Annotated in this window: 23 protein-coding genes; 22 read left to right on the plus strand and 1 reads right to left on the minus strand. The window is 58.9% G+C overall.

Going from position 1 to position 26353, the window contains the following annotated elements; all coding sequences use genetic code 11:
• Window positions 1-560: 560 nt before the first annotated feature.
• On the minus strand, window positions 561-1883 hold the full coding sequence (gene dctA, locus ACNJYD_RS07775) for a C4-dicarboxylate transporter DctA (protein WP_439365812.1): 1323 nt from the start codon (window positions 1881-1883) through the stop codon (window positions 561-563).
• A gap of 1136 nt (window positions 1884-3019) precedes the next feature.
• On the opposite strand from dctA, the gene ACNJYD_RS07780 reads away from it, so the two are divergent.
• From ACNJYD_RS07780 to ACNJYD_RS07885, 22 genes are all read left to right on the plus strand, one after another.
• Window positions 3020-3709 carry a molybdate ABC transporter permease subunit gene (locus ACNJYD_RS07780; protein ID WP_439367424.1) on the plus strand — a complete coding sequence of 230 codons (690 nt, stop codon included), beginning with the start codon at window positions 3020-3022 and terminating at the stop codon, window positions 3707-3709.
• A 76-nt stretch (window positions 3710-3785) separates the two neighbouring features.
• A complete protein-coding gene (locus ACNJYD_RS07785) occupies window positions 3786-5045 on the plus strand; it encodes a serine hydrolase domain-containing protein (RefSeq protein WP_439365813.1) in 1260 nt (419 codons plus the stop codon).
• A 779-nt stretch (window positions 5046-5824) separates the two neighbouring features.
• Window positions 5825-6925 carry a hydrogenase small subunit gene (locus tag ACNJYD_RS07790; protein ID WP_439365815.1) on the plus strand — a complete coding sequence of 367 codons (1101 nt, stop codon included), beginning with the start codon at window positions 5825-5827 and terminating at the stop codon, window positions 6923-6925.
• Window positions 6926-6937: 12 nt separating this feature from the next.
• The gene (locus ACNJYD_RS07795) at window positions 6938-8728 is read left to right on the plus strand and encodes a nickel-dependent hydrogenase large subunit (RefSeq protein ID WP_439365816.1); all 1791 of its coding nucleotides are present in this window, start codon (window positions 6938-6940) and stop codon (window positions 8726-8728) included.
• Window positions 8729-8732: 4 nt separating this feature from the next.
• Complete coding sequence (cybH, locus tag ACNJYD_RS07800; protein ID WP_439365817.1) at window positions 8733-9449, plus strand: Ni/Fe-hydrogenase, b-type cytochrome subunit; 717 nt, start codon at window positions 8733-8735, stop codon at window positions 9447-9449.
• 11 nt (window positions 9450-9460) lie between these two features.
• The gene (locus ACNJYD_RS07805) at window positions 9461-10045 is read left to right on the plus strand and encodes a HyaD/HybD family hydrogenase maturation endopeptidase (protein WP_439365818.1); all 585 of its coding nucleotides are present in this window, start codon (window positions 9461-9463) and stop codon (window positions 10043-10045) included.
• A 16-nt stretch (window positions 10046-10061) separates the two neighbouring features.
• The gene (locus ACNJYD_RS07810) at window positions 10062-10352 is read left to right on the plus strand and encodes a HypC/HybG/HupF family hydrogenase formation chaperone (protein WP_439365819.1); all 291 of its coding nucleotides are present in this window, start codon (window positions 10062-10064) and stop codon (window positions 10350-10352) included.
• A 614-nt stretch (window positions 10353-10966) separates the two neighbouring features.
• On the plus strand, window positions 10967-11824 hold the full coding sequence (locus ACNJYD_RS07815) for a hydrogenase expression/formation protein (RefSeq protein ID WP_439365820.1): 858 nt from the start codon (window positions 10967-10969) through the stop codon (window positions 11822-11824).
• Between the two features lie 95 nt (window positions 11825-11919).
• Entirely contained in the window at window positions 11920-13011 is a 1092-nt protein-coding gene (locus ACNJYD_RS07820) for a hypothetical protein (RefSeq protein WP_439365821.1), read from the plus strand.
• Window positions 13004-13345 carry a hydrogenase maturation nickel metallochaperone HypA gene (gene hypA / locus ACNJYD_RS07825; RefSeq protein WP_439365822.1) on the plus strand — a complete coding sequence of 114 codons (342 nt, stop codon included), beginning with the start codon at window positions 13004-13006 and terminating at the stop codon, window positions 13343-13345. The genes ACNJYD_RS07820 and hypA overlap by 8 nt, the downstream gene beginning before the upstream one ends.
• On the plus strand, window positions 13345-14292 hold the full coding sequence (gene hypB / locus ACNJYD_RS07830) for a hydrogenase nickel incorporation protein HypB (RefSeq protein ID WP_439365823.1): 948 nt from the start codon (window positions 13345-13347) through the stop codon (window positions 14290-14292). Before hypA ends, hypB begins: the two co-directional genes overlap by 1 nt.
• The gene (gene hypF, locus ACNJYD_RS07835) at window positions 14289-16544 is read left to right on the plus strand and encodes a carbamoyltransferase HypF (RefSeq protein WP_439365824.1); all 2256 of its coding nucleotides are present in this window, start codon (window positions 14289-14291) and stop codon (window positions 16542-16544) included. Before hypB ends, hypF begins: the two co-directional genes overlap by 4 nt.
• Before the next feature lie 49 nt (window positions 16545-16593).
• Window positions 16594-16782 carry a HypC/HybG/HupF family hydrogenase formation chaperone gene (locus ACNJYD_RS07840; RefSeq protein WP_439365825.1) on the plus strand — a complete coding sequence of 63 codons (189 nt, stop codon included), beginning with the start codon at window positions 16594-16596 and terminating at the stop codon, window positions 16780-16782.
• Complete coding sequence (gene hypD / locus ACNJYD_RS07845; RefSeq protein WP_439365826.1) at window positions 16779-17921, plus strand: hydrogenase formation protein HypD; 1143 nt, start codon at window positions 16779-16781, stop codon at window positions 17919-17921. The genes ACNJYD_RS07840 and hypD overlap by 4 nt, the downstream gene beginning before the upstream one ends.
• Window positions 17918-18964 (plus strand): hydrogenase expression/formation protein HypE, encoded by a 1047-nt coding sequence (gene hypE, locus ACNJYD_RS07850; RefSeq protein ID WP_439365827.1) that lies wholly within the window; start codon window positions 17918-17920, stop codon window positions 18962-18964. Before hypD ends, hypE begins: the two co-directional genes overlap by 4 nt.
• Window positions 18965-19639: 675 nt before the next feature.
• Complete coding sequence (locus ACNJYD_RS07855; protein ID WP_439365828.1) at window positions 19640-21088, plus strand: DUF5695 domain-containing protein; 1449 nt, start codon at window positions 19640-19642, stop codon at window positions 21086-21088.
• 19 nt (window positions 21089-21107) lie between these two features.
• Window positions 21108-21656: a DUF5695 domain-containing protein gene (locus ACNJYD_RS07860; protein ID WP_439365829.1), complete on the plus strand. Its 549-nt coding sequence runs from the start codon at window positions 21108-21110 to the stop codon at window positions 21654-21656.
• Window positions 21625-22296 carry a hypothetical protein gene (locus tag ACNJYD_RS07865; RefSeq protein WP_439365830.1) on the plus strand — a complete coding sequence of 224 codons (672 nt, stop codon included), beginning with the start codon at window positions 21625-21627 and terminating at the stop codon, window positions 22294-22296. The genes ACNJYD_RS07860 and ACNJYD_RS07865 overlap by 32 nt, the downstream gene beginning before the upstream one ends.
• A gap of 70 nt (window positions 22297-22366) precedes the next feature.
• Entirely contained in the window at window positions 22367-22516 is a 150-nt protein-coding gene (locus ACNJYD_RS07870) for a transposase (protein ID WP_439365831.1), read from the plus strand.
• A 552-nt stretch (window positions 22517-23068) separates the two neighbouring features.
• Window positions 23069-23335, plus strand: a complete 267-nt coding sequence (locus tag ACNJYD_RS07875) for a DUF3551 domain-containing protein (protein ID WP_439365832.1) — start codon at window positions 23069-23071, stop codon at window positions 23333-23335.
• A gap of 684 nt (window positions 23336-24019) precedes the next feature.
• Window positions 24020-25132 carry an alanine dehydrogenase gene (ald, locus tag ACNJYD_RS07880; protein ID WP_439365833.1) on the plus strand — a complete coding sequence of 371 codons (1113 nt, stop codon included), beginning with the start codon at window positions 24020-24022 and terminating at the stop codon, window positions 25130-25132.
• 737 nt (window positions 25133-25869) lie between these two features.
• Window positions 25870-26073: a 4Fe-4S binding protein gene (locus ACNJYD_RS07885; protein ID WP_036014930.1), complete on the plus strand. Its 204-nt coding sequence runs from the start codon at window positions 25870-25872 to the stop codon at window positions 26071-26073.
• Window positions 26074-26353 lie beyond the last annotated feature (280 nt).

Here is a 26353-nt window from a genome sequence, read left to right on the forward strand (position 1 = left end):
GCCCCTGCCGATAGCCCTCCCGGCATTCGTTCGAGCCTGCCCCCCGATGCGCCCTCCTTACGCCCCCGGAACGAGGGCCGAAGATCTAGTTCAGCCGAGAGGTTGAAGCTAAACGATCAGGCGCCGCTCCGAACCGGCAAAGAACAGAAAACAAGCGGCCGACCCCGGCACAGTCTGCGAAGGAAAGCGCAACCTTCATGTGCCGAGACAGGAACGAAAAGTTGCGCGAGTGTTGCCTGTGCGACTAAGCCATCACGCCTAGCTGCGGAGGACTCATTTCCAATTGGTTTCGCTGGAATCGAGCGCCGACATGACGCCGAACCGACGGTGCCGTGGGCGGCACGCCGCAGTTCAAATGGAGATAGCCTGGACCGCCAAAGAGGCGCCCTGAGGAAGCCGCTATTTCTTTGATCGCGTGCTTTTCAGGGGGAGCTGCCCGGCCGCGACGCGGGAGCAACAGCTGTGCACTGGAGAGCGCAGGAGAAAGTGCCGGCTCGCCTTAAGTCGGCTTGGCCGATTGAGTCAATTCGTGTCGGATGGTGGCGGTTGAGGTCCGGGACCTACTTCATTGTGCTTGTAGGGTCGATAGTGGTCGAAGCTGTGGGCTGGTTGAGCCGAGCCTGCAGCGTCCCATGCTCTAGCTCGTCTTCCCACCAGGATACGAACACGGCCGCGATGCCATTGCCGATGATGTTGGTCAGGGCGCGCACCTCGCTCATGAACTTGTCGATCGAAAACACGATTGCCATGCCCGGCACAAGCGCCGGGTTTACCACCGACAATGTCGCAGCGAGGGTGATGAAGCCAGCGCCGGTGACGCCGCTTGCTCCCTTCGACGTCAGCATTGCCACGAGCAAGATCGTGAGCTGCTGGTTAAAGGAGAGATCCACCCCGAGTGCCTGGGCAATGAACAATGTTGCAAGCGTCATATAGATGTTAGTGCCGTCGAGGTTGAAGGAATAGCCAGTTGGCACCACCAGTCCGACGACCGTCTTCGAGCAGCCCAGCCGCTCGAGCTTCTCCATCAATTGCGGCAGCGCGCTTTCGGAGGACGAAGTACCGAGCACGATCAGAATCTCGTCTTTGATATAGACAAGGAACTTGAAAATTGAAAAGCCGACGAGGCGCGCGATCAGGCCGAGCACCACCACAACAAACAGCGCGGCTGTTAAGTAAAAAAGCGCGATCAGACCGATTAAATTACCGAGTGCTGCCGGCCCAAACTTGCCGACCGTGAACGCCATGGCGCCGAAGGCGCCGACCGGGGCCGCTTTCATTACAATAGCGATTACGCCGAACACTGCGTGCGCGACGTCGTCAATCATGCCGCGCAGCCGCTCCCCACGCTTTCCCAGAGCCATCAAAGAAAAGCCGAAAAGGATCGCGAACAGGAGAACCTGCAGAACATCCCCGCGAGCGAAGGCGCCGACCACGCTATCGGGAATGATGTTGAGAAAAAAGTCGACGGTCTTCGAAGCTTCCGCCTGCTTGACGTAATTGGCGACCGCCGCAGCATCCGGCTTGACCGCAAGGCCATGGCCGATTTGGACGAGATTGCCCATAACAAGGCCCAACAGCAAGGCAAAGCTGGACACGATCTCGAAATAGAACAGCGCCTTGACGCCGACGCACCCAACTTTCTTCGCATCCTGAATATGCGCAATACCAGATGTGACGGTGCAGAAAATAATCGGCGCGATCACCATCTTGATGAGCTTGATGAACCCGTCACCGAGAGCCTTGATCCAGTCGTTGGTGGCTAGAGATGGCCAGAGGCAGCCGACTACGGCGCCCATAAAGATCGCGATCAGCACCTGAACGTAGAGTATCTTATACCAAACTTGCGACGCGCGTGCAGGCGCCGCAGTTGCCATGGTGGTCATGACGCTTCCTTCCCGAATATACTCGAATGTGAGCCGCCGCGCTTCAGAGGCGGCAGCGTCATACGAGACTCATCATTTTAGCCGTGTCCGATTGAAGACGGTTCCGGGAGCCGGCGCGTCATTCCAAAGGCAGGCGTGTAGTTACGTTGTCCATTCTCGTTAAGCAAGATATGCACCAGATGCCTAAACTGCGGCCGATTTGATCAGTCGTGGACAAGTCGTCTGCCTGGGCGGCATTGGCTGAGTCGAGCGCGGACCGCATTCGCAAGGTCGAACAAATAATTGCAGCGTAGCGCGCATCGGCGGAGTTACGTCTCGACTGGGGGCCTTAGCGTGCTCGATATGCACACAGTGCTGAGATCGATGCAACAACCCGGGGCATCCGTAAAATCGATAGTTTGGATTGCATACATTTGCCGGATGGAAGCGCGGCTTGGGAAACAAGATTGTTCGTAAAAGCCTTTGATGGATGAACTGCGTTGTGGGTGGCGGCAAAGCTCGGTGTGCACGGGGCGTTTGTCTCCAGGCCTGTGCTGACGATCCGCATTGGCCAGGGCGGTCACGAGGCCGTCTCGCTCGCGGCCCCTCGCGCCTTTTGCGCCGTCGCAGAAGCAGCCTTACAACGAGTTCTCAGCTAACGCGTTCGTGTTGCTGCCAAACGGCGGGCTTCCTGCGGTCCGCTCCACTACCGGCGCGGCGAGCCGTCGACCAACTACACAGGCATCTCTTCGGCCGACAAATTCTAACGCTTCGTTGCAGGGCCGTCGCTGTCTGCTCGGGAACAAAGATGCCGAAAACCTGACAGAGTGTTAGGTCCCCTCCAAAGTGACGTCGCCGTCCACGCGAATGTCTCTCGCATTCATAGAGCTGCCACTGTTCGCACCCGGCACAGGAATTGCTGATGACAAATGAGAAGTTGCCGCCGTCATATGAACCGAAGCGGACCTGCCACTGGAGTTGTCGATGAGACTTGCGATGCTGCTCTTGCTCGCACAAACGAAGCGCGTGAATTTGGCGGCCGCCACGAGCTGCGGCGCGACCAACTGGCGATTCGCGCCACCTCGCCGCGTGAGCCGCACGTGCAGGCCATCACTGTCACGATACGTCGGCCCGCGCTCCCTGGCGGGCTGACGCAGATGGATGTGGTTTGGGCAGAGATTTCGCAATCCCTTGCGCTCACGATTGAGCTCGCCAGTGTGACGACCGTGATCCTTCTCTTGATCAGTGTGCCCCTCGCTTGGTGGCTAGCGCGCTCAAAGACCTTTGCGAGCGAGGCGGTGGCCACGATGATCGTCCTGCCGCTGGTGCTGCCGCCAACGGCTCTCGGCTTTTGCGTCCTCGTTTTGCTCGGCCCCCACGGACCGGGTGGCGTTCTCGCCTCTTTCTGGGGCGAGCACACGCTTGCCTTTACCTTCGCCGGAATCGTGGTCGGATCGGTCCTCTCGGCGCTGCCGTTGGTCGTGCAGCTGATCCGTAACGCCTTTGTTGCGATAGGCGATCTCCCCTTGGATACGACCGGGCGCGTTCCGCCGTTCTATGCCTTCATTGCCATCACCGCGCCACTGGCGCGACTGGAATTCATTAAAGCCGCCGTGGTTGGCTTTTCTCATACGATCGGCACATTCGGCGTCGTCATGATGATCGGCGGCAATATTCCTGGGCGCACCAAGGTGTTGTCGGCCTACGTCGTAGACTTCGTCCAAGCGTCGCGCTGGCGTGAGGCAAGTTTGGTTGCGGGCGGTATGGTGATGTTCGCCTTTGCGACAATCTTCACTTTGGCGCTCATCGACAGACACTGTGCCAGGAGGGGCACCGAATCGTCTTAGCGCTGCCGTCCGACATATCCGATAATGCCGGGCAGCAGTCTAGCAAACTGCGCCCAGTCAACCTTCCGAGGGTACAATGAACAAGCTTGCTATCGCCACGGCAGCTGCTGGAGTCGCTTTCAATTCGGTGCACTCCGCGCCTCTGCCCGAAGCAGCGGCCGATGAGCTAGACGTTTCTCAGCAGCGCCTTGCCAAGCTAGACGACTTCTTCGCTCGTGAGATCGCAAGTAAACGTGTGCCAGGCGCGGTGGTTGCAATCGCAAGAGACGGAAAGTTGATTCACTACAAAGCGTACGGCCAACTCGACCCCGCAAAAGGAAGGCCGATGCGCCTCGATGCGATCTTCGCGCTTGCTTCTATGACCAAACCGATGGTGGCCGTTGCGGGGCTCATCCTCATGGAGCAAGGTCGCCTGCCTCTACAAGCCAAGCTTACGGATTACTACCCGGAATTCGCAAACATGAAGGTGGCAGTGCCGCAGCATGACGGCTCATTAGAATTGCGAACACAGAGTTCTGCGATCTACATCCACGATCTTTATCGTCACACATCCGGACTCACCTACGGTGCGCCCAGCAGCTCAGACCAAGTGGCGCGTGTCTATCCCGGTTTCGCCGATCCGCCCCTAAGGGGCGATAAGCAGGCTTTCATCGAAGCGATTACCAAGCTGCCGCTAGCGCACCAACCGGGGACTGAATTCGAATACGGCTTCTCGACCGATGTGCTGGGAGCTGTCATTGAACAGGTCAGCGAACACCGATTGGGCGACTATCTCACCCGCAACCTATGGAAGCCCATCAAAATGCGAGATGCCACTTTCCATTTGTCGGAATGGCAACGCGAGCGCCTCGCGCGTCCATTTTCGGAGGACCCCCTGACGGGAAAGCCGCAAGAAATCGAACTCCTCGAAAGCCAGACGAAGTTTGACTGCGGGGGAGCCTGCGCATTTGCGACAGTGGGTGACTACGTGCGCTTTGGACAAATGCTGCTCAATGGCGGGGAGCTGGACGGGCAGCGAATTCTTGGTCCGAGGACGGTGGGCCACATGATCTCCAACCACCTTGGGCCAGAGATCAAAAATAAAGTCGCCAATGTTGAGCCGCATCGTGCCGGCTTCGGCTTCGGGCTTGGAGTGGCTGTACGGCTAACCGGGGGGCTCTCAGCGGTTCCGGGCAATCCAGGAGAGTTCACCTGGACCGGCGCCTACGGCACACAATTCTTCTGCGACCCAAAAGAGCGTCTGGTCGTGGTGGTCGGAACGGCAGCGCCCGGGGAAATCCGGAAGTACTACCGCGAACAAGTCCAGTATATCGTCTATGCCGCGATAATCCGATGACTTTCCGCCAAAAGGCTTGATGATCCGTTTTGGGTACTAGGTAGACAGTGTTGCTAGTACGGATGGATGTCGACTGAGTTTTGCCGTTGCCATCTATCCGTGTCGGATTGATTGGACCAATGCTTCAAGACGCGATCGCCTTCCGAAGAAGCCCTTGCAAGCCGGTGAGTGTCGCGATGCGCCCAGACGTCGCGCCTTTCCAACGATTGGCTTGCGTGATGAACGCTTCTTGATCATAACTTTATCTCTTGCCTACATCGCCGTAGCGATGACGTGAGACCAGCCGCTATTACCAAAGTCAGATCGAATCGAGCCAGACCCTAAAGCAACGTCAGCGGGGCGCATCGCAGCTCGGTCCATTGCCGCCTCTCTTCCTCGCTCGACGGCCGCTTTTGGACAGGCTGCCTGTGCAGTCGCGATCATGAGAGCTTGAACGCCTCGTTGGTCAGCAATCGGCAAGCCTGATTGGGGGCGGGCAGTGCAGTGCCCGTCAACTGCACCAATTCTATTCGACAATAAGGCTGATGAGTGTAGCGATTGTAGGATAGTCTCCGTGCAGAGGTGAGCCATCGTACTGATTTGTTCATGTGCTCACATCTCCGAAACTGAACACCATTAGCATGACAGATCCATGGCAAAGCTACTGGTGGGTGGCTGGGTTCACAATTTCGCAAATCTCAGTGGTCGCTTGATGTCTTAAGTGTTTCGCTTCGCTGGCCTGGTTCTTGCTAAACCGTCAGCAATTCGTAACGGCCACGACTACTCACTTGGAAGGTTTCATGGATGATGCAACGGAAACGTTCTACAGCGTGATCAGACGCCAGGGTATCACGCGTCGTAGTTTCCATAAATTCTGTAGTGTGACGGCCGCGAGCTTGGGGCTTGGTTCGCTCACCCCAAGCAGTATTGCCCACGCCCTGGAAACCAAACCGCGTGTGCCCGTCATCTGGTTGCACGGGCTCGAGTGTACCTGTTGCTCGGAAAGCTTTATCCGCTCGGCCCATCCCTTGATTAAAGACGCGCTGCTGTCGATGATTTCGCTCGACTACGACGATACGCTCATGGCGGCGGCTGGACACCAGGCTGAGGCCATCCTGGAAGAAACCCGTGCCAAGTACAAAGGCCGGTATGTGCTCGCGGTCGAAGGCAATCCGCCGTTGAAGGAGGGGGGCATGTTCTGCATTGACGGCGGCAAACCGTTCGTTGAAAAGCTCAGGTGGATGGCGGAAGGGGCCATGGCGATCATCGCTTGGGGCACGTGTGCGTCCTGGGGATGCGTGCAAGCGGCCAAGCCCAATCCGACTGGCGCGGCGGCGATCGATAAGGTGATCACCGACAAGCCCATCATCAAGGTGCCTGGGTGCCCTCCTATCGCAGAGATCATGAGTGGTCTCGTGACTTTCATAGTCACGTTCGGAAAACTTCCGGAGCTCGATCGCCTAGGACGTCCAAGTATGTTTTACTCCGAGCGCATTCACGACAAGTGCTATCGGCGTTCCCATTTCGACGCTGGCCAATTCGTCGAAGAGTGGGACGATACGTACGCCCGCAAGGGCTATTGCTTGTACAAGATGGGTTGCAAGGGGCCAACCACCTACAATGCCTGTTCGGCCGTTCGGTGGAACGGTGGCGTCTCATTTCCTGTTCAATCCGGTCACGGCTGCCTCGGTTGTTCTGAGGACAGCTTCTGGGACAAAGGGTCATTTTACGACCGACTCACAACCATCAAGCAGTTCGGCATCGAGGAGAACGCCGACAAGATCGGCATGGCCGCTGCCGGGGTGGTCGGGCTAACGGTCGCTGCTCATGCGGCGGTCACCGCCGTGAAGCGGTTAACCCACAAGCCGGATCGCGCGGCCGATAAAGGCGAACCGAGTTGAGGAGACACGACGGTGGTCGTCCAGACGCCGAATGGGTTCAGTCTCGATCGTTCCGGCAGGCGAATCGTCATCGATCCGCTGACGCGGATCGAAGGCCACCTCCGCGTGGAAGCCAATCTCGATTCCGACAATGTAATTCGCAATGCGGTCTCAAGCGGGACGATGTGGCGTGGCATCGAAGTCATCCTGCGCGGGCGCGATCCGCGCGACGCCTGGGCGTTCACCGAGCGGATCTGCGGGGTCTGCACCGGCACCCATGCGCTCGCCTCCGTGCGCGCGGTTGAAAATGCACTGGGAATTACGATTCCGGAGAATGCCAATTCGATCCGTAATATCATGCAGTTGTGCCTGCTCGTGCATGATCACCTCGTACATTTCTATCACTTGCATGCGCTGGATTGGGTCGATGTGGTTTCCGCGCTCAAGGCCGATCCCAAGTCAACCTCCGCACTCGCACAGTCTATCTCGCCTTGGCCGCTGTCATCCCCCGGCTATTTTAAAGATTTGCAGATCCGGCTCAGCAAATTCTTCGGGTCAGGGCAGCTCGGTCCGTTCAAGAATGGCTATTGGGGGCATCCGGCCTACAAGCTACCACCAGAAGCAAACCTGATGGCGGTAGCTCATTATATGGAAGCGCTCGACTTTCAGAAGGAGATCGTCAAGATCCAAGCTATCTATGGTGGCAAAAACCCGCATCCGAACTGGCTGGTCGGCGGCGTGCCCTGCGCGATCAACATCGATGGAATCGGTGCGGTGGGCGCGATCAATATGGAGCGACTGAATATCGTATCTTTGATCATCGACCGCTCAATCGAGTTTGTCGAGCAGGTCTATCTGCCCGACATTGCTGCAATCTGCTCGTTCTATAAGGACTGGCTCCACGGCGGTGGCCTGTCGAGCAAAAGCGTGATGTCCTATGGCGACATCCCCGAAAACGCCAATGACTGTTCTGCGAAAAGTCTCAAGCTGCCGCGCGGGGTCATTCTTAATGGCAATCTCAATGAGATACTGCCGATCGACCATGGTGATCCCGAGCAGATCCAGGAATTCGTCGCGCATTCATGGTATAAATACCCCAGTGATAGCGGTGGGCTCCATCCCTGGGACGGCATCACCGAGCCGAGTTTTGAACTTGGGTCAGAATTCAAAGGCAGCAAGACAGATATCAAGGAACTCGACGAAGGCGGCAAGTATTCCTGGATCAAAGCGCCGCGGTGGCGTGGCCACGCCGTCGAGGTCGGGCCGTTGTCGCGATACATCATTGGTTATGCGCAAGGCAAAGCCGAGTTCAAGGAGCCCGCCGAGAGACTGCTCAAGGGGCTCAATCTCCCTCTGACTGCGCTGTTCTCGACGCTTGGCCGTACAGCGGCGCGGGCGCTCGAATGCCAGTGGGCGGCGCAACAAATGCGTTATTTTCAGGATAAGCTCATAGTCCAGCTCAAGGCAGGCAATACGGCAACTGCCGACGTTAGCAGGTGGGGCCCGGAAAGCTGGCGTAAGGAGGCCAAGGGCTACGGGTTCACTGAGGCGCCTCGCGGTGCACTCGGCCACTGGATCAAGATCAAGGACGCTAAGATCGACAATTATCAATGTGTCGTTCCGACGACGTGGAACGGATCTCCTCGGGATCCCAAAGGCAATATCGGCGCTTTTGAAGCCTCGCTGATCGGTACCCCGATGGCCGATCCGCAGCGGCCCCTGGAAATCTTGCGCACCATCCATTCCTTTGATCCGTGCTTGGCTTGCTCGACTCACGTGATGAGTCCTGAGGGCCAAGAAATGGCTTCAGTCAAAGTGCGTTAAGTCCATGCTGGATAGGGCTCGGAAGCTCCTCGCCGCCGACGGTGCGGCACCGACTGATCGCAGCATTGGCGGTGGCGTCTCCTACGTTTATGCGCCGGTGCGACTGTGGCATTGGGCTAACGCGGCGGCCATTCTGGTACTAAGTTTAACTGGCTACCTTATTGGGACCGGCACACCAGCGATCAAGGGAGAGGCAAGCGATGATTTCCTGTTCGGCTATATCCGCTTTGCCCATTTCTCGGCGGGATATGTGGCCAGCATTAGCTTTCTTCTGCGCATCTACTGGGCCTTGATGGGAAATGCGCATGCCATGCAGATCTTTTGCGTGCCGCTCTGGCGCGGGTGCTTTTGGCGGGAGGTGTATCAGGAGATTCGCTGGTATGCGTTTCTTACAGGGGGGGCTGACAGGCACCTCGGGCACGATCGCCTTGCTCAGCTCGCAATGTTCTTCATGTTTACACAGACGATCACCTTCATGGTCGTCACAGGCTTTGCACTGTATGGGCAAGGTGCCGGTACTGACAGCTGGCAGTACAAGATGTTCGGCTGGGTGTTTTCAATCTGGCCGAACAGTCAGGACGTCCACACTCTGCATCATCTCGGCCTGTGGGTGATCGTGATGTTCGCGCTGGTCCACATTTACGCGGTGATGCGGGAAGACATCATCTCGCGCCGCAGCTTCTTTTCCAAAAGACCGGCTGAGCGCGGGTTTGGCGATTGACCGGGAAGCGGATGCTCGATTCGAAAGACAAAAAAAGGATCCTCGTGCTCGGCATCGGGAATATCCTGTGGGCCGACGAGGGCTTCGGCGTGCGTGTGGTCGAGGAGTTTCATAGCCGCTACGTGGTCGACCATAATGTCACCGTCCTCGATGGCGGCACCCAAGGGCTCTACCTTGTCAGTTTTCTTGAACAGGCCGATTGCCTGATCGTGTTCGATGCCATCGACTATGGATTGCTGCCCGGGCAGTTGGAGCTTGTACGAGATGACGAAGTGCCAAGATTTACTGGTGCCAAGAAAGTGAGCCTACATCAGACCGGTTTTCAGGAAGTCTTAAGCGCGGCCGACTTTCTTGGCCGCCGCCCGCGACAGCTCGCTCTCATCGGCTGTCAGCCGTTGGACGTGGAGAATTGGGGCGGTCCTCTGACAGCGCCGGTGCGCTTTCAGATTGCGCCTGCGATTGAACTGGCTTGTAAGCTTCTAGCGCAGTGGGGCTCGCCGGTGAAACCGCGGGGCGCGCCGCTGCCTGCATCAGAACGGCTGTTGGCAAACAATATTGACCATGCGAGTTATGAGATGAGGGCGCAGCCCGTCTAGCGGCCTGCGACTGACAATGTGCCTTGGCTTGCCAATGACGATTGCCGAGACCGACGGTATCACGGCGCTGTGCAAGTATGGCAATGAACAGCGGCGCGTCTCGGTCATGCTGCTCCCCGACGTAGCGGTCGGCGCCAAGGTGCTCGTCCATATCGACAGCGCGGTGCGGGTTTTGGACGACAATGAAGCAAGGCTGATCTCGGAAGCACTTGACGGGCTTGAGGCCAGCCTCAACGGCCAGGACAGCAATCGATTCTTTGCAGACTTGATTGGTCACGAGCCACAATTGCCGGAGCACTTACGGTAGCCGTTCTGCTCGCTTGAGCGAGTGAGGGTTCTCACAATCGAATTCCAGTCGCACGTAACGTTTGCCTGGAAAATATCAGGCGCTTTGCCGTTGGTCCGAGCGCGAGCCGCGGCCAGACGGTGATTGGCATGCGCCTTGCTAACGGTCTGCTAGCAGAACCGAACATCATCAGAAAGGCGTTTGATGAAATTGCAGCCGGCGCAGCATGGTTCGGCGCGACGCCCTCCGTCCGACGTGGAGGGCGTCAGCGTCGATGCGCGCCTAGCCGCGCACGCTCAAGTGACGGTGACTGTGATGCCGCTGTCCGCGACCGAGCTCCGGATCATCCAGCTCGCATTCTTCCTTCCTGAAGTTGTCAAGAGGTTTCGACAAGGCATGCAAGACGCAGTGGGTTCCCGCGGCGTTAGCGGCACACGGGTCGGCGGGCTCGGCCGACGTAGACCGTCGATGCGGACTCTATGCCCTAGGCACGATGAAGTCTGCCTGCTCAGCAAGAGATCGGACCGTTTGCTTGCGATCAACCGCATCTCCGTACCGATCATTCGGGCACACGCCGCCAGCCCTTGCTTCGGCAAGTGCATTGCCGCTCGGTGCGGACAACGGAGCATCGCATCATGAAACCAGCGACCCCCGTTCTACCCAGCGGCGCTGAGCGGGCGACGAACGAGCTTGCCACTGGCTCTGCGAGTCTCGATCTATTCCATACCGGTCCAATGAGTTCGCTCGCCGGCCCCGCCTGGCGCGACGCGGACGAGCGTGGAAGGAACTATCCGAACGCCACCTTGCTGTTAGCAAACGCCGCCGCTGCCGTTCGCGGTCAGAGAAGCGGTGCTCGGACACAACTGTACGGACTCGCAAATCTCGGCGATGGCGAACGCAAGTTGATTGACGAACTGCTCGGAGAAGGTGAGGTGGCCGGCGTGGTTGCGCTGCCAGATGGCTCTTTGGCGCAAATCCGGGAGTCTGTGCTTGCGGGAATCTGGCGCTTGCGCATCGGCACTGAGCCCGCGCATGAATATGTTGAGGTCGGGTCGATTCCGCAGGTTGTCCGGCGTGCCGCAACTGACCTGACGTCGGCCGAGCTTGTGATCGGCTCGCCGCCGAATGGCGCGATGAACGTTCAACCGGTGCTGGCCGAAATACGGGAGCGGGCGAGGGTCTGGCAATTGGGCATGCACGCCCATGTTATCAATCTGACGTCACTGCCGATGAGCATTATCGACCTGGCATTCCTACAGCAAAGCTTGGGCAATGGACCGGTCCAGCTCATGTTGCACGGCTACGGCACCTGCCGAGTACAGGCAACCAGGATTAGGAATGTCTGGTCCGTGCAGTTCTTCAATTCTACGGACGACATCATTCTTGATACGCTGGAGGTCGGCGGCGTGCCGATTGTTGCGTTGGCTGCCGATGAGGATTTCCAGGACTCAGCCGAGCGCATGCAGGAAATTATCGAGGCGTACTTCACATGAAGAGCTCTGTTGGGCATTCGGCATCGGGTGGGATCCCGCAGACGGCGCAAGCGCGTGGACTATAGATTGCGCGGGATGATGACGGAGCGTTGCCCATGAGTCTCGTTGCCCGCAACAAAATCGATGTCCGCGTATTGCTAGCTGCCGACGTAGTCGCCTCGGTAGAGATCCTGCCGCGAGTCCGGCCGCCGCTGGCGCGGATGTTCGCCGGGAAGGAGCCCTCGACAGTGCTCAACGTGCTGCCGCGGCTTTTCGCGTTGTGTGTCGCTGCGCAGCAAACTGCATTCTTGTCCGCGATCGAGACGGCGCGCGACGAGGTGATCACCCGCGCAACAAGACGGCAGCGTATTGCACTTATCGTTACTGAGCGGATCGCGGAGTTGGCCCGGAGCCTTTTTGTCGGACATCTTACGTTAGATGTCGCCAGTGCGGTGACGATCCGCTCCCTGATGTCGGAATTGTCAGCATTTGTCCGCTCCGCACAGCCAGCCTGGAGCTCCGCTCAACGCGAAGCTATCGCGCGGATTGTCGCTGCGCTTGCCGCGCTCGGTCTACATGAGGGGGGGGCGCTGAGGTCTGGTAGCCCGCTGGCGGTTCGCGTTGCGGCGCTTAATGACGTCGACGTGAAGTCAATTCCGGCGGGGCACTCATTCCTGTCTGTTGCTGACGACCCCAACATCACGAAACGATTGCTCGGAGATGACTCGACGTTCTGCCATTGTCCCGATGTTGACGGACATGTGCCCGAGACGGGTCCATGGGCGCGCCAGATCAGCCGGGATCGGGTCCCGCTAGGACCCTTCGGTGCGGCCGAGCGGCTGATGGCAAGATTTAATGAAATCGTCCGGCTATGTGCCTGGCTTAAGGCCGGCGCTCAGATTGGCGCCGCGGAGCATGGGATTATCGAAAGATATAAGCTAGGGCCGCGCCGTGCAGCGGCCGCGGTCGAATGCGCCAGGGGCCGTCTCTACCACGCGGTTGAACTCGACGCTCAGGGTAGAATATCCCGCTTCGAATTTCTTGCGCCGACGGAGTGGAATTTCCACCGGCGCGGGCCGCTTGTACGGAACCTGCAAGGCGCGGTGCTGACGGCTCGAAAACGCGGAGATGCAGTCCATGCGGTGATTGCATCGCTCGATCCGTGCGTCGCGTTCACCCTCAACCTTAGCGAAGTTCGCGATGCATGAAATGGCGATTTGTCTTGGCATCGTTCAGATCGTCGAGGAGAAGGTACACGAGCGATCCTCCTCGCGGGTGCGGAGCATCTGTCTGGAGATGGGAGCGCTGAGTCATGCGGCGCCTGAAGCGATCAGGTTTTGCTTTGCTGCCGCTGCAACGCGGACCGTTGCCGAGGGCGCGGCACTTAATATCGTCGAACTGCCAGGCGTTGCCTGGTGCATGAGCTGTTCGAAGAGCGTCGAAATTGCTCGGCGCGGTGAGTGCTGCCCTTGCTGCGGCAGCTATCACTTGCAGGTGACCGCGGGCGAACAGATGCGGGTGAAAGAGCTGGAGATCGATTGATGTGTACTGTTTGCGGCTGCCACGAACGGACGCCGTCCACAAAACGCGCCGAGGAGAATGATGCGCAGAGCCATGAACGATCCCTTCAGGAAGATCGCGACTGCCATTCTGCTCTTCCGCCGGGGGACCGACGGCCGCCGCCGTCAAACCACTCTGGTGAGAGCTATAATCGCTCTCCTAGCTCAGCCAATCACCAGGCGCATAACGTGCGAGCGCTTCCGAACGGCGTCGTTCCGCCTGATTTGAGGGGCTGTGGCAGGAGCGGGAAACGGCTCGTTGAGATTGAGCGCGATATCCTGCACAAGAATAATGGAATAGCGGCGAACAATCGCGCGCTCTTCGCAGCCGATGACCTGCTTGTATTTAATCTTTTGTCCAGCCCCGGTGCCGGCAAAACGACGCTGCTCGTCCGCGCGGTGTCCGAGCTCAAGTGCAACCGGTGGGTCGGGGTCATCGAAGGGGACCAGCAGACCTCGAACGATGCCAGACGGATTCAGGCCGCCGGCGTGCCAGCCGTTCAAATCAATACCGGCAAGAATTGTCATCTCGACGCTACAATGATTGGCGAGGCTTATCGCCGCCTGCCGCTGCTCTCAGGCGGTATTCTCTTCATCGAAAACGTGGGTAATCTGATCTGTCCCGCCGCCTTCGATCTTGGCGAAGCCTGCAAGATCGTAGTGTTTTCGATTACTGAAGGTGAAGACAAGCCGCTGAAGTATCCCGATGTGTTTGCCGCTTCGTCGCTCATGGTGATTAACAAGATTGATCTAGCGTCGGCGCTCGAATTCGATTTGGGCAAGGCCATCGAATACGCCAGACGGGTCAACCCGAAGATCGACGTGATTGCAGTTTCGGCTCGGACTGGCGAAGGCTTTGCCGCGCTCTACGCCTGGATCGATAGACAGGCGGGCCGTCTGAGGCGCGCCTGCGAGGACACAGGGCGATGAGCGCCGCAGCCACCTGCGACCGAACACGGCTGCGCGTCATCGTGACTGGGGCAGTGCAAGGGGTCGGCTTTCGTCCTTACGTCTATGGACTTGCCATTCGGTACGGATTGGCGGGGTTTGTCATCAATGGCGCTGAGGGCGTTATCATCGAGGTTGAGGGCCACCGTGCGTTGGAGTTTGTCGCCACGTTGCCGCTCGAGGCGCCTCCATTGGCATGCATAGTCGACGTCTGCGTTCGCGAGACTGTCGCGCTCGCGGAGAAGGGTTTTTCGATCGGTACGAGCGAAGCCGGCAAATTGTCGACGCAGATCGTCGCTGATGCCGCGGTCTGCCAGCGATGCCTTAAAGAGCTATTCGATCCAGAAAATCGGCATTACCTTTACCCTTTCATCAGTTGTTGCCATTGCGGCCCACGCTACACCATCGCCGAACGGCTTCCGTACGATCGTCGCAACACTGTGATGAGGGCGTTTAGTTTGTGCGCCGCGTGCGTGGCTGACTATGCCGATCCGGCAAGCCGCAGGTTTCACGCGGAGGCGATCGCATGCCCAGCATGCGGTCCTCGGCTCAGCCATGGGATCAGCGATATTGTCGCGGCAATCGCGCGGGGGCAGATCGTGGCGATAAAGGGGCTGGGCGGATACCAGCTTCTTTGCGATGCGCGTAATCAAGACGCCGTGCAGCGTTTGCGCAGGAGAAAGCACCGCCTTCAGAAGCCGTTCGCGATTTTGGTCGATTCCATCGAGCGCGTCAGCGAGATCGCGGAAGCGAACGCGCCCGAGCTAGCACTGCTAGAATCCGTAGCACGCCCTATCGTCCTCCTGCCATCGCGCCACAATCTGGCGCCCGCCATAGCTCCTGGTTTATCGCGAGTGGGTATCATGCTGCCCGTAGTGCCGCTGCATCACCTCATCTTCCATGCGCTTCGCTCGCGAGGTGTGCGTGCGGGTTGCAGCCCCGTCATGGTGGCCACCAGTGCCAATCTTTGCGGCGAACCGCTGCTGGTTGACAACGCGCAGGCGCTGCGGCGGCTCGACGGAATCGCCGATCTTATCGTGACCCATGATCGCGATATCTTGACGGGTGCTGATGATTCCGTGGTTTCGGTGGTGGCTGGCCGGCCCCAATTCGTTCGTCGTGCTCGTGGCTATGTTCCCGAGCCGATCCGGCTTGCGAGATCGGTCCCGCCCGTGCTCGCCGTCGGCGGCGAACTGAAGTCGACCGTCACAATCACCCGGGACAACCAAGCGTTCGTCTCTCAGCATATTGGCGATCTAAATACGGCCGAAGGCATCCGTGCGTTCGAGAAGACGATACGACATCTCACATCGATCCTTGACGTGGAGCCTGTGGCTTACGCCCATGATCTGCATCCCGATATGGCTTCTACCCGGTTTGCGGAAGCAAATGCTCACGCGCTGGTCGCGGTCCAGCATCACCACGCACATGCTGCCGCAGTAATCGCCGAGCATGGCCATACGGGACCAGCGCTTGCGCTGGTGCTCGATGGCCATGGCTTCGGCGCCGACGGCGGTAACTGGGGTGGCGAACTATTGTTGTGCGAAGGGACGTGGTTCCGACGCATAGGGCACTTAGCGCCCCTGCAGATGCCCGGTGGAGATCGTGCAGCCCGCGAGCCGTGGCGTATGGCGAGCGCAGTACTACACGGGCTCGGCAGGGCTAACGAAATCGGGCAGCGCTTTGCGGCGCAACGGCAAGCGGTGTGTGTGTCGGACTTGCTCGATCAGCCGGGCGGGACCACCACCACCAGTGCGGGGCGGTTGTTCGACGCGGCAGCCGCGCTGCTGGGTATTGCGCATTTGCAGAGCTATGAGGGCGAAGCAGCGATGAAGCTCGAAGCGCTGGTGCGGCGGGCAACGATTCTCGAAGCCGGCTGGACGATCGACGGCGGCGTGCTGTCGCTTCGTCCGCTATTTTCGCGGTTGATTGCTGATGACATTGACGCCGCAGGTGGAGCGGGGCTGTTTCATGGCACTTTCGCCGCCGCCTGTGTCGACTGGGTCACGCGCGCTGCGCGAACAACCGGCGTCAATACCGTCGTTCTGAGCGGCGGCTGCTTCCTGAACACGGTGCTGTCGGACGAGATCCCGCGCGGTTGCAGCGCAGCCGGTCTTACCCCATTGGTGCCGCGGCGGCTGCCGCCCAGTGACGGCGGTTTGAGCCTTGGCCAGGCCTGGATTGCCGCTCTACAGATTGCTCAACAGTCGTCCGCCACGGGAATAACTGCCTGATATGTGTCTTTCGGTTCCGGCGAAGATCGCGAAAATTCTACCCAACGACATGGCTCTCGTGTCCATCGATGGCATCAGCCTGGAGATATCGATTGCTCTCGTCGACGAGCTCGATGTCGGCGATTGCGTCCTCGTCCATGCCGGCTATGCGCTCGCTAAGATCGATCAGGCGGAAGCCAAGCGCACGCTGGAGCTCCTGCAGGAGCTAAGCACCGCCGCGCAGGAATGCCGATCATGAAATATTCTGACGAATTTCGCGACAAGACCATCGCGCAGGGACTTGCGCGTGCGATTGACGCTGAGGTCAGTTCGCAAAGAGCCTATCGGTTCATGGAATTTTGCGGCGGACACACTCATGCGATCTCCCGCTACGGCCTCGAGGATCTGCTGCCCGCGAACGTCCGGATGATCCACGGGCCCGGTTGTCCCGTCTGCGTTCTGCCCGCGAGCCGAATCGACATGGCGATCCGGCTCGTCGAGCGACCAGAGGTCACTCTCTGCGTCTACGGCGACTTAATGCGTGCTCCCGGGTCGCAAGGACAGTCCCTGTTGCGAGCCAAAGCGCTGGGCGCTGACATTCGGATGGTTTACTCGACGCTGGACGCTATCCGGCTCGCCGAACAGATACCGGGCCGCGAGGTGGTCTTCTTTGCCATCGGTTTTGAGACCACGACGCCCCCGACGGCGGTCATGATCCGGATTGCCGAGAGCAAGCGGTTGGAGGGCCTGAGCGTGTTCTGCAATCACGTGCTTACACCCTCTGCGATGCACAGTATTCTCGATAACCCGAAGATCCGCAATACCGGCGGCGTCCCAATTGACGGCTTCATCGGACCTGCGCATGTCAGCACCATTATCGGTACGCAGCCTTACGAGCCTCTGGCAGAACAGTTCGAGAAGCCGATCGTAGTCGCGGGATTTGAACCCCTCGACGTACTGCAAGCTATATTGATGCTGGTGCGGCAGGTGAATCAACACCGCTACGAGGTAGAAAACCAATACCGCCGTGCAGTGACACGCGAAGGCAATCTGCGGGCCAAGGACGAGGTGTCGCAGGTATTCGAACTGCGTGATCAGTTTGAATGGCGTGGGCTCGGACTCGTACCCAACAGCGGACTGAAGCTGAAGCGGTCTTACGCAAAATTCGACGCCGAGACGCGTTTTGCGATCCATGACATGCGTGTCGCAGACAATCCGGCGTGCGAATGCTGCGCGATCCTGCGTGGCGCCAAACGGCCGGCCGATTGCAAGTTGATTGGAAAGATCTGCACGCCGGAAACTCCCATAGGCGCCTGCATGGTATCATCAGAAGGCGCTTGTGCGGCGTATTGGACCTATGGCCGAGTTCGTGGTGAACAGGTGAGGCAAAGGTCATGAGCGTGAAAGCCTATCCACGCAAGCTCGACGTAAAGAACGGGCGCGTTGAACTGTCCCACGGATCCGGGGGCCGTGCCATGGCGCAGCTGATCTCCGACCTTTTTCACCAAGCCTTCGGTAATGAATGGCTCGCTCGCTGCAATGATCAGTCGGCGTTTGACGTTTCGGCAGGCAGGATGGTGATGACGACCGACGGCTATGTGGTTACCCCACTGTTCTTTCCCGGCGGCAATATCGGGTCATTGGCTGTGCACGGCACGATTAATGATGTCGCGATGTCCGGTGCGCGTCCGCTCTATCTGTCAGCCAGCTTTATCATCGAGGAGGGTTTCCGTTTTTCGGATCTGAAGACGATCGCGGATTCGATGGGCGCGGCAGCTCGCGGGGGCGGCGTTCACATCATTGCTGGAGACACCAAAGTCGTCGAGCGCGGCAAAGCAGACAGTCTGTTCATCTCTGTGGCCGGGATCGGGCTTGTGGCCGACGGGCTGGATCTGTCCGCCGACAAGGTAAGGGTCGGGGATCGTGTGCTGGTGTCCGGAAGCCTCGGCGACCATGGGGTGGCGATTATGTCAAAACGTCAGAACGTCGCTTTTCAAACCGAAATCGTCTCGGACTCAGCAGCCTTGCATGATCTCGTAGCGGTCATGATTGCCGCCGGCCCTGGCGGCATCCGGGTGATGCGCGACCCCACGCGTGGCGGGCTCGCTGCGGCTCTCAACGAGATTGCGCATCAATCCGACGTTGGGTTCCATTTGCAGGAATCAAGCATTCCGGTGAAGCCTGCGGTTACGGCTGCCTGCGAACTTCTTGGACTTGAGCCGATCCATGTCGCCAACGAGGGCAAGCTCGTTGCGATCGTCGCGCCTGATTCGGCCGATGCCGTGCTTGCTGCCATGAAGGCCCACCCGCTCGCGTCCGATGCAGCTGATATTGGCGAGGCGGTGGCTGACGATCACAAATTTGTGCAGATGACCACCGGTTTCGGCGGGCGACGCGTCGTCGACTGGCTGTGGGGCGAACAATTGCCTCGGATATGTTGAAAAGGGTGCCGCACTCTGCGGCCGACGTCGTTTCAGAAACCTCGACTGATACAACTCCTTCAAGCCTTCGACGTCCACGACCTCGGCGGTGGCCCGCAAGACGTGGCAGCGAAGGTGCTCGCCTCCGACCACGCCCAGCGTCCTTTGGTCGAGTGGATTCGCATGCCCGCCCCAAGGCTAACCGGCACATTCATAATTTCACCGCCATGGGCGAGCGCGGCTGTCTGAAACTTCTACGCGGCGTGAGCACGGCCCCAATCACCAAAGCCATCGTCCCCATAAGTTAACCCGCGCCCGCTGGTAGCGCCTGGCTTTCCATGGTTTGCGACGCTGTTTCTCGAGAAGGCGCTCGATCGGCACAAGGTTGATCGTGCACGGCCGCAACTCGCACGAGCAGCAACCGAATCCGCCTAACGGCCGCCGACTCCCATACAGCCAGCCTCAGCAGCAGAAAGGGCCGGCCGGAAGGTCGTCGCCCGCAGAACGAGCGTAACTCTCGAGAGCGAGCCTGTGACTGCCAAGTTGCCGCCACAGGGATGATCCACGACTCCACGGAGGTCCGGCGAGAAGTTCGCCTGTTGGATATAGGCTCCAGCTCTTTTAACAGCGATACCGGATATGGTTGATGGCGAAGACCAAAGGCAGTCTAAGGCCTGAAGGTATACGCGTCGTACGATGCTGTTCGGCAGTAGCTTCTTGGGTAGCGCGTTGTTAGCAGGCTTTACGGTGCCTACACCCAATCGGTCGCAGCGCAAGGTTGTCATGGTGTTGAAGGCGGCCGACTCTCCCTTCATCGTTGGGTGCACACAAGACGGCATTACCTCGTTGCGTTATCGTAACGATGCGTATGACACGGATTATGTTCTGCCTGGAGCCGTGCTGGGGACGGCTCACGCTAGAGTTCGGCGTGCCGGATCCGAGTGGCATACGCTTCGAACCGGCGTTGATGCAACGAAGCCGATGCATAGCGCGGCCCTTGAACTGGCAGCCCGCGATGCCGGCGTCCTTCTCACGACTCGCCTCGCAGTCGACGAGGCTGGATTGACGTGGGAGATCATGCTGCGGAACGATGGCACGACGAGCGTGGAGGTTGGCGACCTCTATTTACCCATGCCGATGAACACCGAATTTCCGGCAGGGCAACCGGTATCGGTGGCTGTTTTGAAGCACAGCTTCGTCTCGGGGCATGGATCGCACATCCTCTGGATTCGCGGCAACAGCACCGGTCCCTTCCTCATGCTCTTACCGGAAGCGGACACGTCACTGGAATATTGGGATGTCCACAAGGATTCGGCCGAAGCCAGTGGGACGTGGTGCGCCTACATCTTAGCCGGGGCAGACGCTGGCGAGGCAGGGGCAGGCGGCACTCGCTGGCGCCAGCCGACCCATTCCCTGTTCCTGTCGCCGACCGAGCAACGGCGTTACCGTCTCCGCTTCCAGTGGGTTGCCGATTACGAGGCGGCGCGCAGGGCTATCGCGGACGCCGGTCTGGTGGACGTGGAAGTAATGCCTGGCATGACCGTTCCCAACGACCTGCACGTCGACATCGCGCTCGCGTCCTCCATTCCGGTGGAGCGAATCGAAGCGGAATTTACCGGCGATACGGTGGTGCAACGGTTGCCGGATCGGGCTGGCAGGCGACTGTGGCGGATTCGCTTTTCGCGATTGGGAGAGAACCGGCTGACCCTGCACCAGCCGGGTGCGCGCCAGACCTTTCTTGAATTCTTCGCTACCGAGCCCGTCGAGACGATGATGAAGAAGCGCGCAACCTTCATCGTGAAGCGGCAGCATCGTGACCCGTCCAAATGGTACGACGGTTTGTTTGGCGAGTGGAATATGGAGACGCAGGTCCTGCTTGGCCCGGACAATTACGATCGGATCAAGGGCTGGCGCATCTACGAGGTGACGTGCGACGATCCCGGGCTGAGCAAGCCCGCTTACCTCGCGACCAAGAATGCCGAGCATCCTGATGTGGCGGAAGTGGCGGCGCTGGATCGGTATATAGATACGTTCGTCTGGGGCGGGCTGCAACGTACCACACATGAGGCATACGCCTACGGCCTGTACGGCATACCCGATTGGAAGCAGACCAAAGGGCCGCCTGCATATCTGGCGGCCTTATGACTATCCGCACATCTTCGCGATGTATTTGGCCATGCATCGCATCGCGCGTGACCGTCCCGCGATACCCACCCGCCAGAGCGCGCGAGATTATTTGGTACGCGCCTACGGTACGGCGCTGGCCATGTTCACGGTGCCGATGCGCGTTGTGATGTGGTCTGCCTACCACACCGGCTGCACCAACGAATGTGTGATCCCCGAACTGGTTTCGGCGCTCACGACGGCGGGCTTGACGCGCGAGGCGGCGACGTTGGAGGCGCACTGGGCGCGTAAGGTGCGCGCCTTCGTCGATCCGAAGGCGGACCTGTTCAAGTCTGAATATCCGTTCGATTCCACAGCCTTCGAATCAACGCAGGCACTGGCGCGCTCGGCCCTGGACGACCCTGTCGCCATGGGGGTTTTCGAAGGCGGCAGCGCGTGCTTTCGCGGAGCGTCAGATCGCTGCAAATCTGTTCTGCCGAGGCTGGTTGGAGCCTGCTTATTACTACTTGGGCAGCGATTATCGCCGCACGGCGGGCGACGCCTATACGCTAACTTACATGGCGCAGATGGGTGGCTGGGCGCTGCTTAATCATGTGCTGAACGATGCAGACGACCCGCATCCGCTCCTTCGTCTCGGCTATGCGTCACAACTCAGCGCGTGGGCTTTGCTGAACAGCGGCCCTGCGTCGGCCGGTCATGGCTATTGGTATCCGGGCGAGGAGAATGACGGCGCAGCCGGTGGCGGCTTCGAGCCGGCGCCGAGCGGGACCACATGGCTAGGTCAACCGCATCACCGTGGAACGTGGTATTACTCGTGCGAGATCGACCTGGGATTTTGTGGGGCGGTCCGCGCTGCTGCGACGATCGTTGCCGACGATCCCATCTTTGGGCAGGTTTGTCACGGTGGCATCATGGAGACGTTCGCTCACACCCTGCGTATTTGGCCACGTGATGGCGTGCGTCGACGGCTCAACGTTCGGCTCCAGTCTCTCCGATTGGACTTGGTGCTGCTCGACGCCCGCTTTCGGGCGGACCGACCGATCATTCTGAATTTGGGGGAGGGGTGGATCAGCCTTACGCCTGAGCCCTTTGCCCCATCTGCATCGGGAGTGACGTTCGAATTGCGGTACGATGACGGGAGAAAGCGCGAGGAAGTCGTCAACATCACCGACAGCCAGATCGTCATCCGCTTGCCTGCGGCGCGCTTACCGGGGGGGCAGGTTCGCTAGACTCTAGTGTTGCCGATTATCGGGTGCGATCGGCACTTGTGGCCTGCTGTTTCACGCTGCTTCCGAGGCGATGACGATTATCCCTGCAAATCCCGAGCATCTCGGCGCACGTATCCGCATCAACGTGGTGCTGCATTCCTCGGGTTCGATGATGAACTACCATCCGCACATCCACATGATCGTGCTGGAGGGCATCGACGACAAATTCAATATCCGTTGAAATATGGAAAGAGTGAACGCCATGGCCGCCCTCTCCCGGGAGAATAGCCTCTAGAGTCAATCGGCACTGGACTCGGACCCCCACCGGCGTCCAAAAGGGTCTCTGACTCATCGTTAGAACGGCCCGGCTGCAAGATCTTTCTCTTGTTGAACAAGGACGACGGTGCGTCATATGTTCGGCCTGTAAACGGGGCGCTTGGCGGCTGGCCACGTCGATATCCGCGGAAGCAATCGCCCAATCAATTTCTCGCGCTCGAAGCGCAGTGAGTCAGGCGGTCTGATCGCTACAAACGCGCATGCGCGAGCGCGAGTAATATGCCGATTCGCTACTTCCCGCGTTTTTTTGCGCCCAGATGCGGCACATCACGCCGGAAAAATGCGTTCTTCTCTGAAAGCAGCCGGATTGCTGCTCTGAACTCGGAGCGCTGTCACACTTGAATTTCTAGACTAAGTGATCGTCCCACGATGGCGACCGGCTATTTGCCATTGACTAAGATCAAAACATCAAATCCGAATCCTCTATCCTTCGGCGAGATTTAGCGGACGCGAGATCATGCGCAAACTTCTGTTTATCGGTGTGCTTGCAATCCCCATGCTCGTCAGCTTCGGATCGGCTTCGAGCGCCGCTTCGCGGGGTCGCTCGTACATCCCCCCGGCCCCGCAGGACGTATATTGTCTGCAGGGACGTACCTGGGGATATCCGGGCAATTGCCAGTTCTCGACCTATGAGCAGTGTATGGCCACTGCATCAGGCACCTACGCCTATTGTGGTATCAATCCGGTGTACGCGTTCGCGCGACAGAGAGCGCAATCGCGCTAGCGTGCGAAGGTCGAGCACGCTAGAGACCTCAGTCTGAGGCGTGCTTAGATAAATGGACCGGCCGTGCCGGGTTGAGGGACCTGGCCCTGCCGTCCGATCCGGACCTCCCCCGTTCGAGCATCGAGCACGCCACGCGATGCGTCACCTCAGGTGCGTCGGACGCAAAGCAAAAGCATCAGGCTGCAGTGATTCATCGGCGTCACACGCAGCCGGGCGTCGCTCTCTATTCAATTCAAGAGAAAGCAACGCGAACCATCAAACAGACATCTGCTTGTTGCGTTTTTGTCAGCTTCCTTCTCCATGGTGACCGCGCAACCAATCTACTTTGAGTAGTGTTTGACGTGAGGCTTTCCAGCGCGAATCTACCGCTAGCTGCAGAAGATGAGGGAGATCGCCAAATGTTGGATGACCCCAGCACTGCCTCTTACCGGTGGTTCTCGACGAGCTCTGCAAGAACCTTCCGCACCGAGCCGAAACAACAATTCGGAACGATTTATCAGTATCGCGCGTGTCGACGCGTTAAGTTCAGGGAGCAAGGTCCCCACGGTCCGCTCGGCAGCCGTGGGTTTGAAATCCTGCGAAGCCTGTCAAATATCGCTGAATTCCTGCAGGATTTTATCGGCTGCGTCGCGATATCGCTGCTCGCTTCCGATAAGAAGGGCGCGTCAGGCAGGGAGTTTTCAAATGAAGGTGGGAGTCCCAAAGGAAATCAAGGCGCACGAATATCGCGTGGGCCTTACTCCTGGAGCTGTCCGCGAATACGTGGCAGCAGGCCACAGCGTGATGATCGAGACCAATGCGGGCGCTGGCATTGGTGCAACCGATGACCATTATCGCAATGCTGGCGCAACGATTCTAACTTCCGCCGTTGAAGTATTCGCCTTGAGCGAGATGATCGTAAAGGTCAAGGAGCCTCAGCCGTCCGAATGGTCTCAGCTGCGTGAGAACCACATCCTTTTCACTTATCTGCATCTGGCTCCCGACCTGGACCAAGCTACCGGCCTCCTGGAATCTGGATGCACCGCGATCGCCTATGAGACGGTAACTGATGCGCATGGTGGTCTTCCATTGCTGGCGCCGATGAGCGAGGTCGCGGGTAGGCTTGCGGTCGAAGCGGCGGGTAGCGCCCTAAAGCGGAGTACAGGCGGACGAGGGCTGCTGATCGGTGGGGTGCCCGGTGTTCAGCCTGCACGAATCGTGGTGATCGGAGGTGGCGTCGTCGGTACGCACGCGGCACGCATGGCGATCGGTCTGGGCGCAGAAGTGACCATCATCGATCGTTCGTTAATCCGGCTCCGCGAGCTGGACGAGCTATTCGAAGGGCGCGTTCGCACCAGGTTTTCAACCATCGAGTCCGTAGAGGAAGAGGTATTTGCGGCGGATGTGGTGATTGGTGCCGTGCTCGTTCCAGGTGCGAGCGCGCCGAAGCTGGTCCGCCGGAGCATGCTGAGATCGATGCGCAAGAGGGCGGTACTCGTGGACGTCGCTATCGACCAGGGCGGCTGCTTTGAGACATCACACCCAACCACTCACGCTGATCCAACTTACGAAGTAGATGGCATCATTCATTACTGTGTGGCCAATATGCCCGGCGCCGTTCCGCTGACCTCGAGTCAAGCACTGAATAACGCAACTCTACCGTTTGGTTTGGCTCTGGCCAACAAGGGGTTTTCCGCCGTACTGGAAAATCCACATTTGCGCGCAGGCCTCAACGTCCATCGGGGCCGGCTAACTTACAAAGCGGTGGCCGAAAGCCTCGGGCTTCCCTTCTCACCGATCGAACAGGCTGCGGCGTGATCCCAAAGGCCCTCATGCTGTTTCCTCCGCGACTAAGCCACCCTTTTGGGTGGCTTTTTTTTCGGCCACATCAATCGCCTGACCGCCGCCGGCATCTACTCTGACCGCGAAGCGTAGCGGAGGATCACCAGACGAACACCTGGCTTCGATCGCCCGCGCGAGGGGGAGACAGTGTACTTTTGCCCCATACAGCGCATGTGAATGCCGGTTTGCCGGCAATCCGGGGCAACTGAAAATGCGTCCCGCGGGCCCCGAGAGGGACGCGCATCACGGGTGTGATTGTATCTGGAAGGCCGCCGCGACCTTCTGACTGGCTGTGGCGAGGGAGACTGGTGAGGACCTGCCGGTTGCTGCCCGTGATGCTGTCGCGTAAGCCGCGGCTGTCCCGGTGAGTGGAATCAACAAGATGCGCTCTGGGTTAGACCCGCGGGGAACTCTATGATACCGCGCGACGCATCGATCTTAGCCGTGGCACGGCGGGCGTTGGGGAGCATCTCAGATCGTTCCGCTGAGTCTGGCGAAGGTGGTTCATCTGATCGCTAACTGCTGTGAATTGACCATGCGCAAATCAAAGCATCGAGATCAAGCCGCCACGCCCAGTGTAGGATTTGCGACAGCGTGTCGAGGCGGCGATTTGCGTTATCGAAAATACTCCAGACGAATCAAGCTCAAACTGTCTGGCACAAGACTTGATAGCAAGAAGCTGTCCCGCACCTTTTGCTTATGGAATCGCAGTGATGGCTTACAAGATAATCGCATCCCAGTGCACCGTCTGCGGTGCGTGTGAGTTCGAGTGTCCCAATGCCGCGATCAGCCTGAAGAACGACATATATGTGATCAATCCGTCCCAGTGTACCCAATGTGAAGGGCATTTTGACGCGCCACAATGCGCCGTCGTTTGCCCGGTGCCCGATACCTGCGTGCCGGCAAAGGTCGGGTAGCCGACGAGAGGAGCTCCCGCACGAAACATAAGACGCTATCGACACAGCCGCCTTTCCTATCCGTCTCCTGTTTTTCTCACTTGCTAGCCGCGAGTTCGTGGTGACTTGCGCGAGCCGCTCGCAGAGCGTTGGGACATAACGACCGCGCCGCCCCGAGACCCCGGCAAAGGGACAGGAGTGGGCTTTAGTGCTACTAAATTGTTCTGGCAAAGTTCTTCACGACTAAACAGCCGTCGCCACATTGTTAGAATGCGTCAGCTTTTCACTCTGACTGAAGCCA

This window comes from Bradyrhizobium sp. SPXBL-02 (assembly GCF_051853065.1).
Classification (GTDB): Bacteria; Pseudomonadota; Alphaproteobacteria; order Rhizobiales; family Xanthobacteraceae; genus Bradyrhizobium.

Coding starts and splice junctions, on each gene's coding strand:
- dctA (WP_439365812.1), bottom strand. CDS start 1,883: ATGACCACCATGGCAACTGCGGCGCCTGCACGCGCGTCGCAAGTTTGG.
- ACNJYD_RS07780 (WP_439367424.1), top strand. CDS start 3,020: ATGGATGTGGTTTGGGCAGAGATTTCGCAATCCCTTGCGCTCACGATT.
- ACNJYD_RS07785 (WP_439365813.1), top strand. CDS start 3,786: ATGAACAAGCTTGCTATCGCCACGGCAGCTGCTGGAGTCGCTTTCAAT.
- ACNJYD_RS07790 (WP_439365815.1), top strand. CDS start 5,825: ATGGATGATGCAACGGAAACGTTCTACAGCGTGATCAGACGCCAGGGT.
- cybH (WP_439365817.1), top strand. CDS start 8,733: ATGCTGGATAGGGCTCGGAAGCTCCTCGCCGCCGACGGTGCGGCACCG.
- ACNJYD_RS07805 (WP_439365818.1), top strand. CDS start 9,461: ATGCTCGATTCGAAAGACAAAAAAAGGATCCTCGTGCTCGGCATCGGG.
- ACNJYD_RS07810 (WP_439365819.1), top strand. CDS start 10,062: ATGTGCCTTGGCTTGCCAATGACGATTGCCGAGACCGACGGTATCACG.
- ACNJYD_RS07815 (WP_439365820.1), top strand. CDS start 10,967: ATGAAACCAGCGACCCCCGTTCTACCCAGCGGCGCTGAGCGGGCGACG.
- ACNJYD_RS07820 (WP_439365821.1), top strand. CDS start 11,920: ATGAGTCTCGTTGCCCGCAACAAAATCGATGTCCGCGTATTGCTAGCT.
- hypA (WP_439365822.1), top strand. CDS start 13,004: ATGCATGAAATGGCGATTTGTCTTGGCATCGTTCAGATCGTCGAGGAG.
- hypB (WP_439365823.1), top strand. CDS start 13,345: ATGTGTACTGTTTGCGGCTGCCACGAACGGACGCCGTCCACAAAACGC.
- hypF (WP_439365824.1), top strand. CDS start 14,289: ATGAGCGCCGCAGCCACCTGCGACCGAACACGGCTGCGCGTCATCGTG.
- ACNJYD_RS07840 (WP_439365825.1), top strand. CDS start 16,594: ATGGCTCTCGTGTCCATCGATGGCATCAGCCTGGAGATATCGATTGCT.
- hypD (WP_439365826.1), top strand. CDS start 16,779: ATGAAATATTCTGACGAATTTCGCGACAAGACCATCGCGCAGGGACTT.
- hypE (WP_439365827.1), top strand. CDS start 17,918: ATGAGCGTGAAAGCCTATCCACGCAAGCTCGACGTAAAGAACGGGCGC.
- ACNJYD_RS07855 (WP_439365828.1), top strand. CDS start 19,640: ATGCTGTTCGGCAGTAGCTTCTTGGGTAGCGCGTTGTTAGCAGGCTTT.
- ACNJYD_RS07860 (WP_439365829.1), top strand. CDS start 21,108: ATGTATTTGGCCATGCATCGCATCGCGCGTGACCGTCCCGCGATACCC.
- ACNJYD_RS07865 (WP_439365830.1), top strand. CDS start 21,625: ATGGCGCAGATGGGTGGCTGGGCGCTGCTTAATCATGTGCTGAACGAT.
- ACNJYD_RS07870 (WP_439365831.1), top strand. CDS start 22,367: ATGACGATTATCCCTGCAAATCCCGAGCATCTCGGCGCACGTATCCGC.
- ACNJYD_RS07875 (WP_439365832.1), top strand. CDS start 23,069: ATGCGCAAACTTCTGTTTATCGGTGTGCTTGCAATCCCCATGCTCGTC.
- ald (WP_439365833.1), top strand. CDS start 24,020: ATGAAGGTGGGAGTCCCAAAGGAAATCAAGGCGCACGAATATCGCGTG.
- ACNJYD_RS07885 (WP_036014930.1), top strand. CDS start 25,870: ATGGCTTACAAGATAATCGCATCCCAGTGCACCGTCTGCGGTGCGTGT.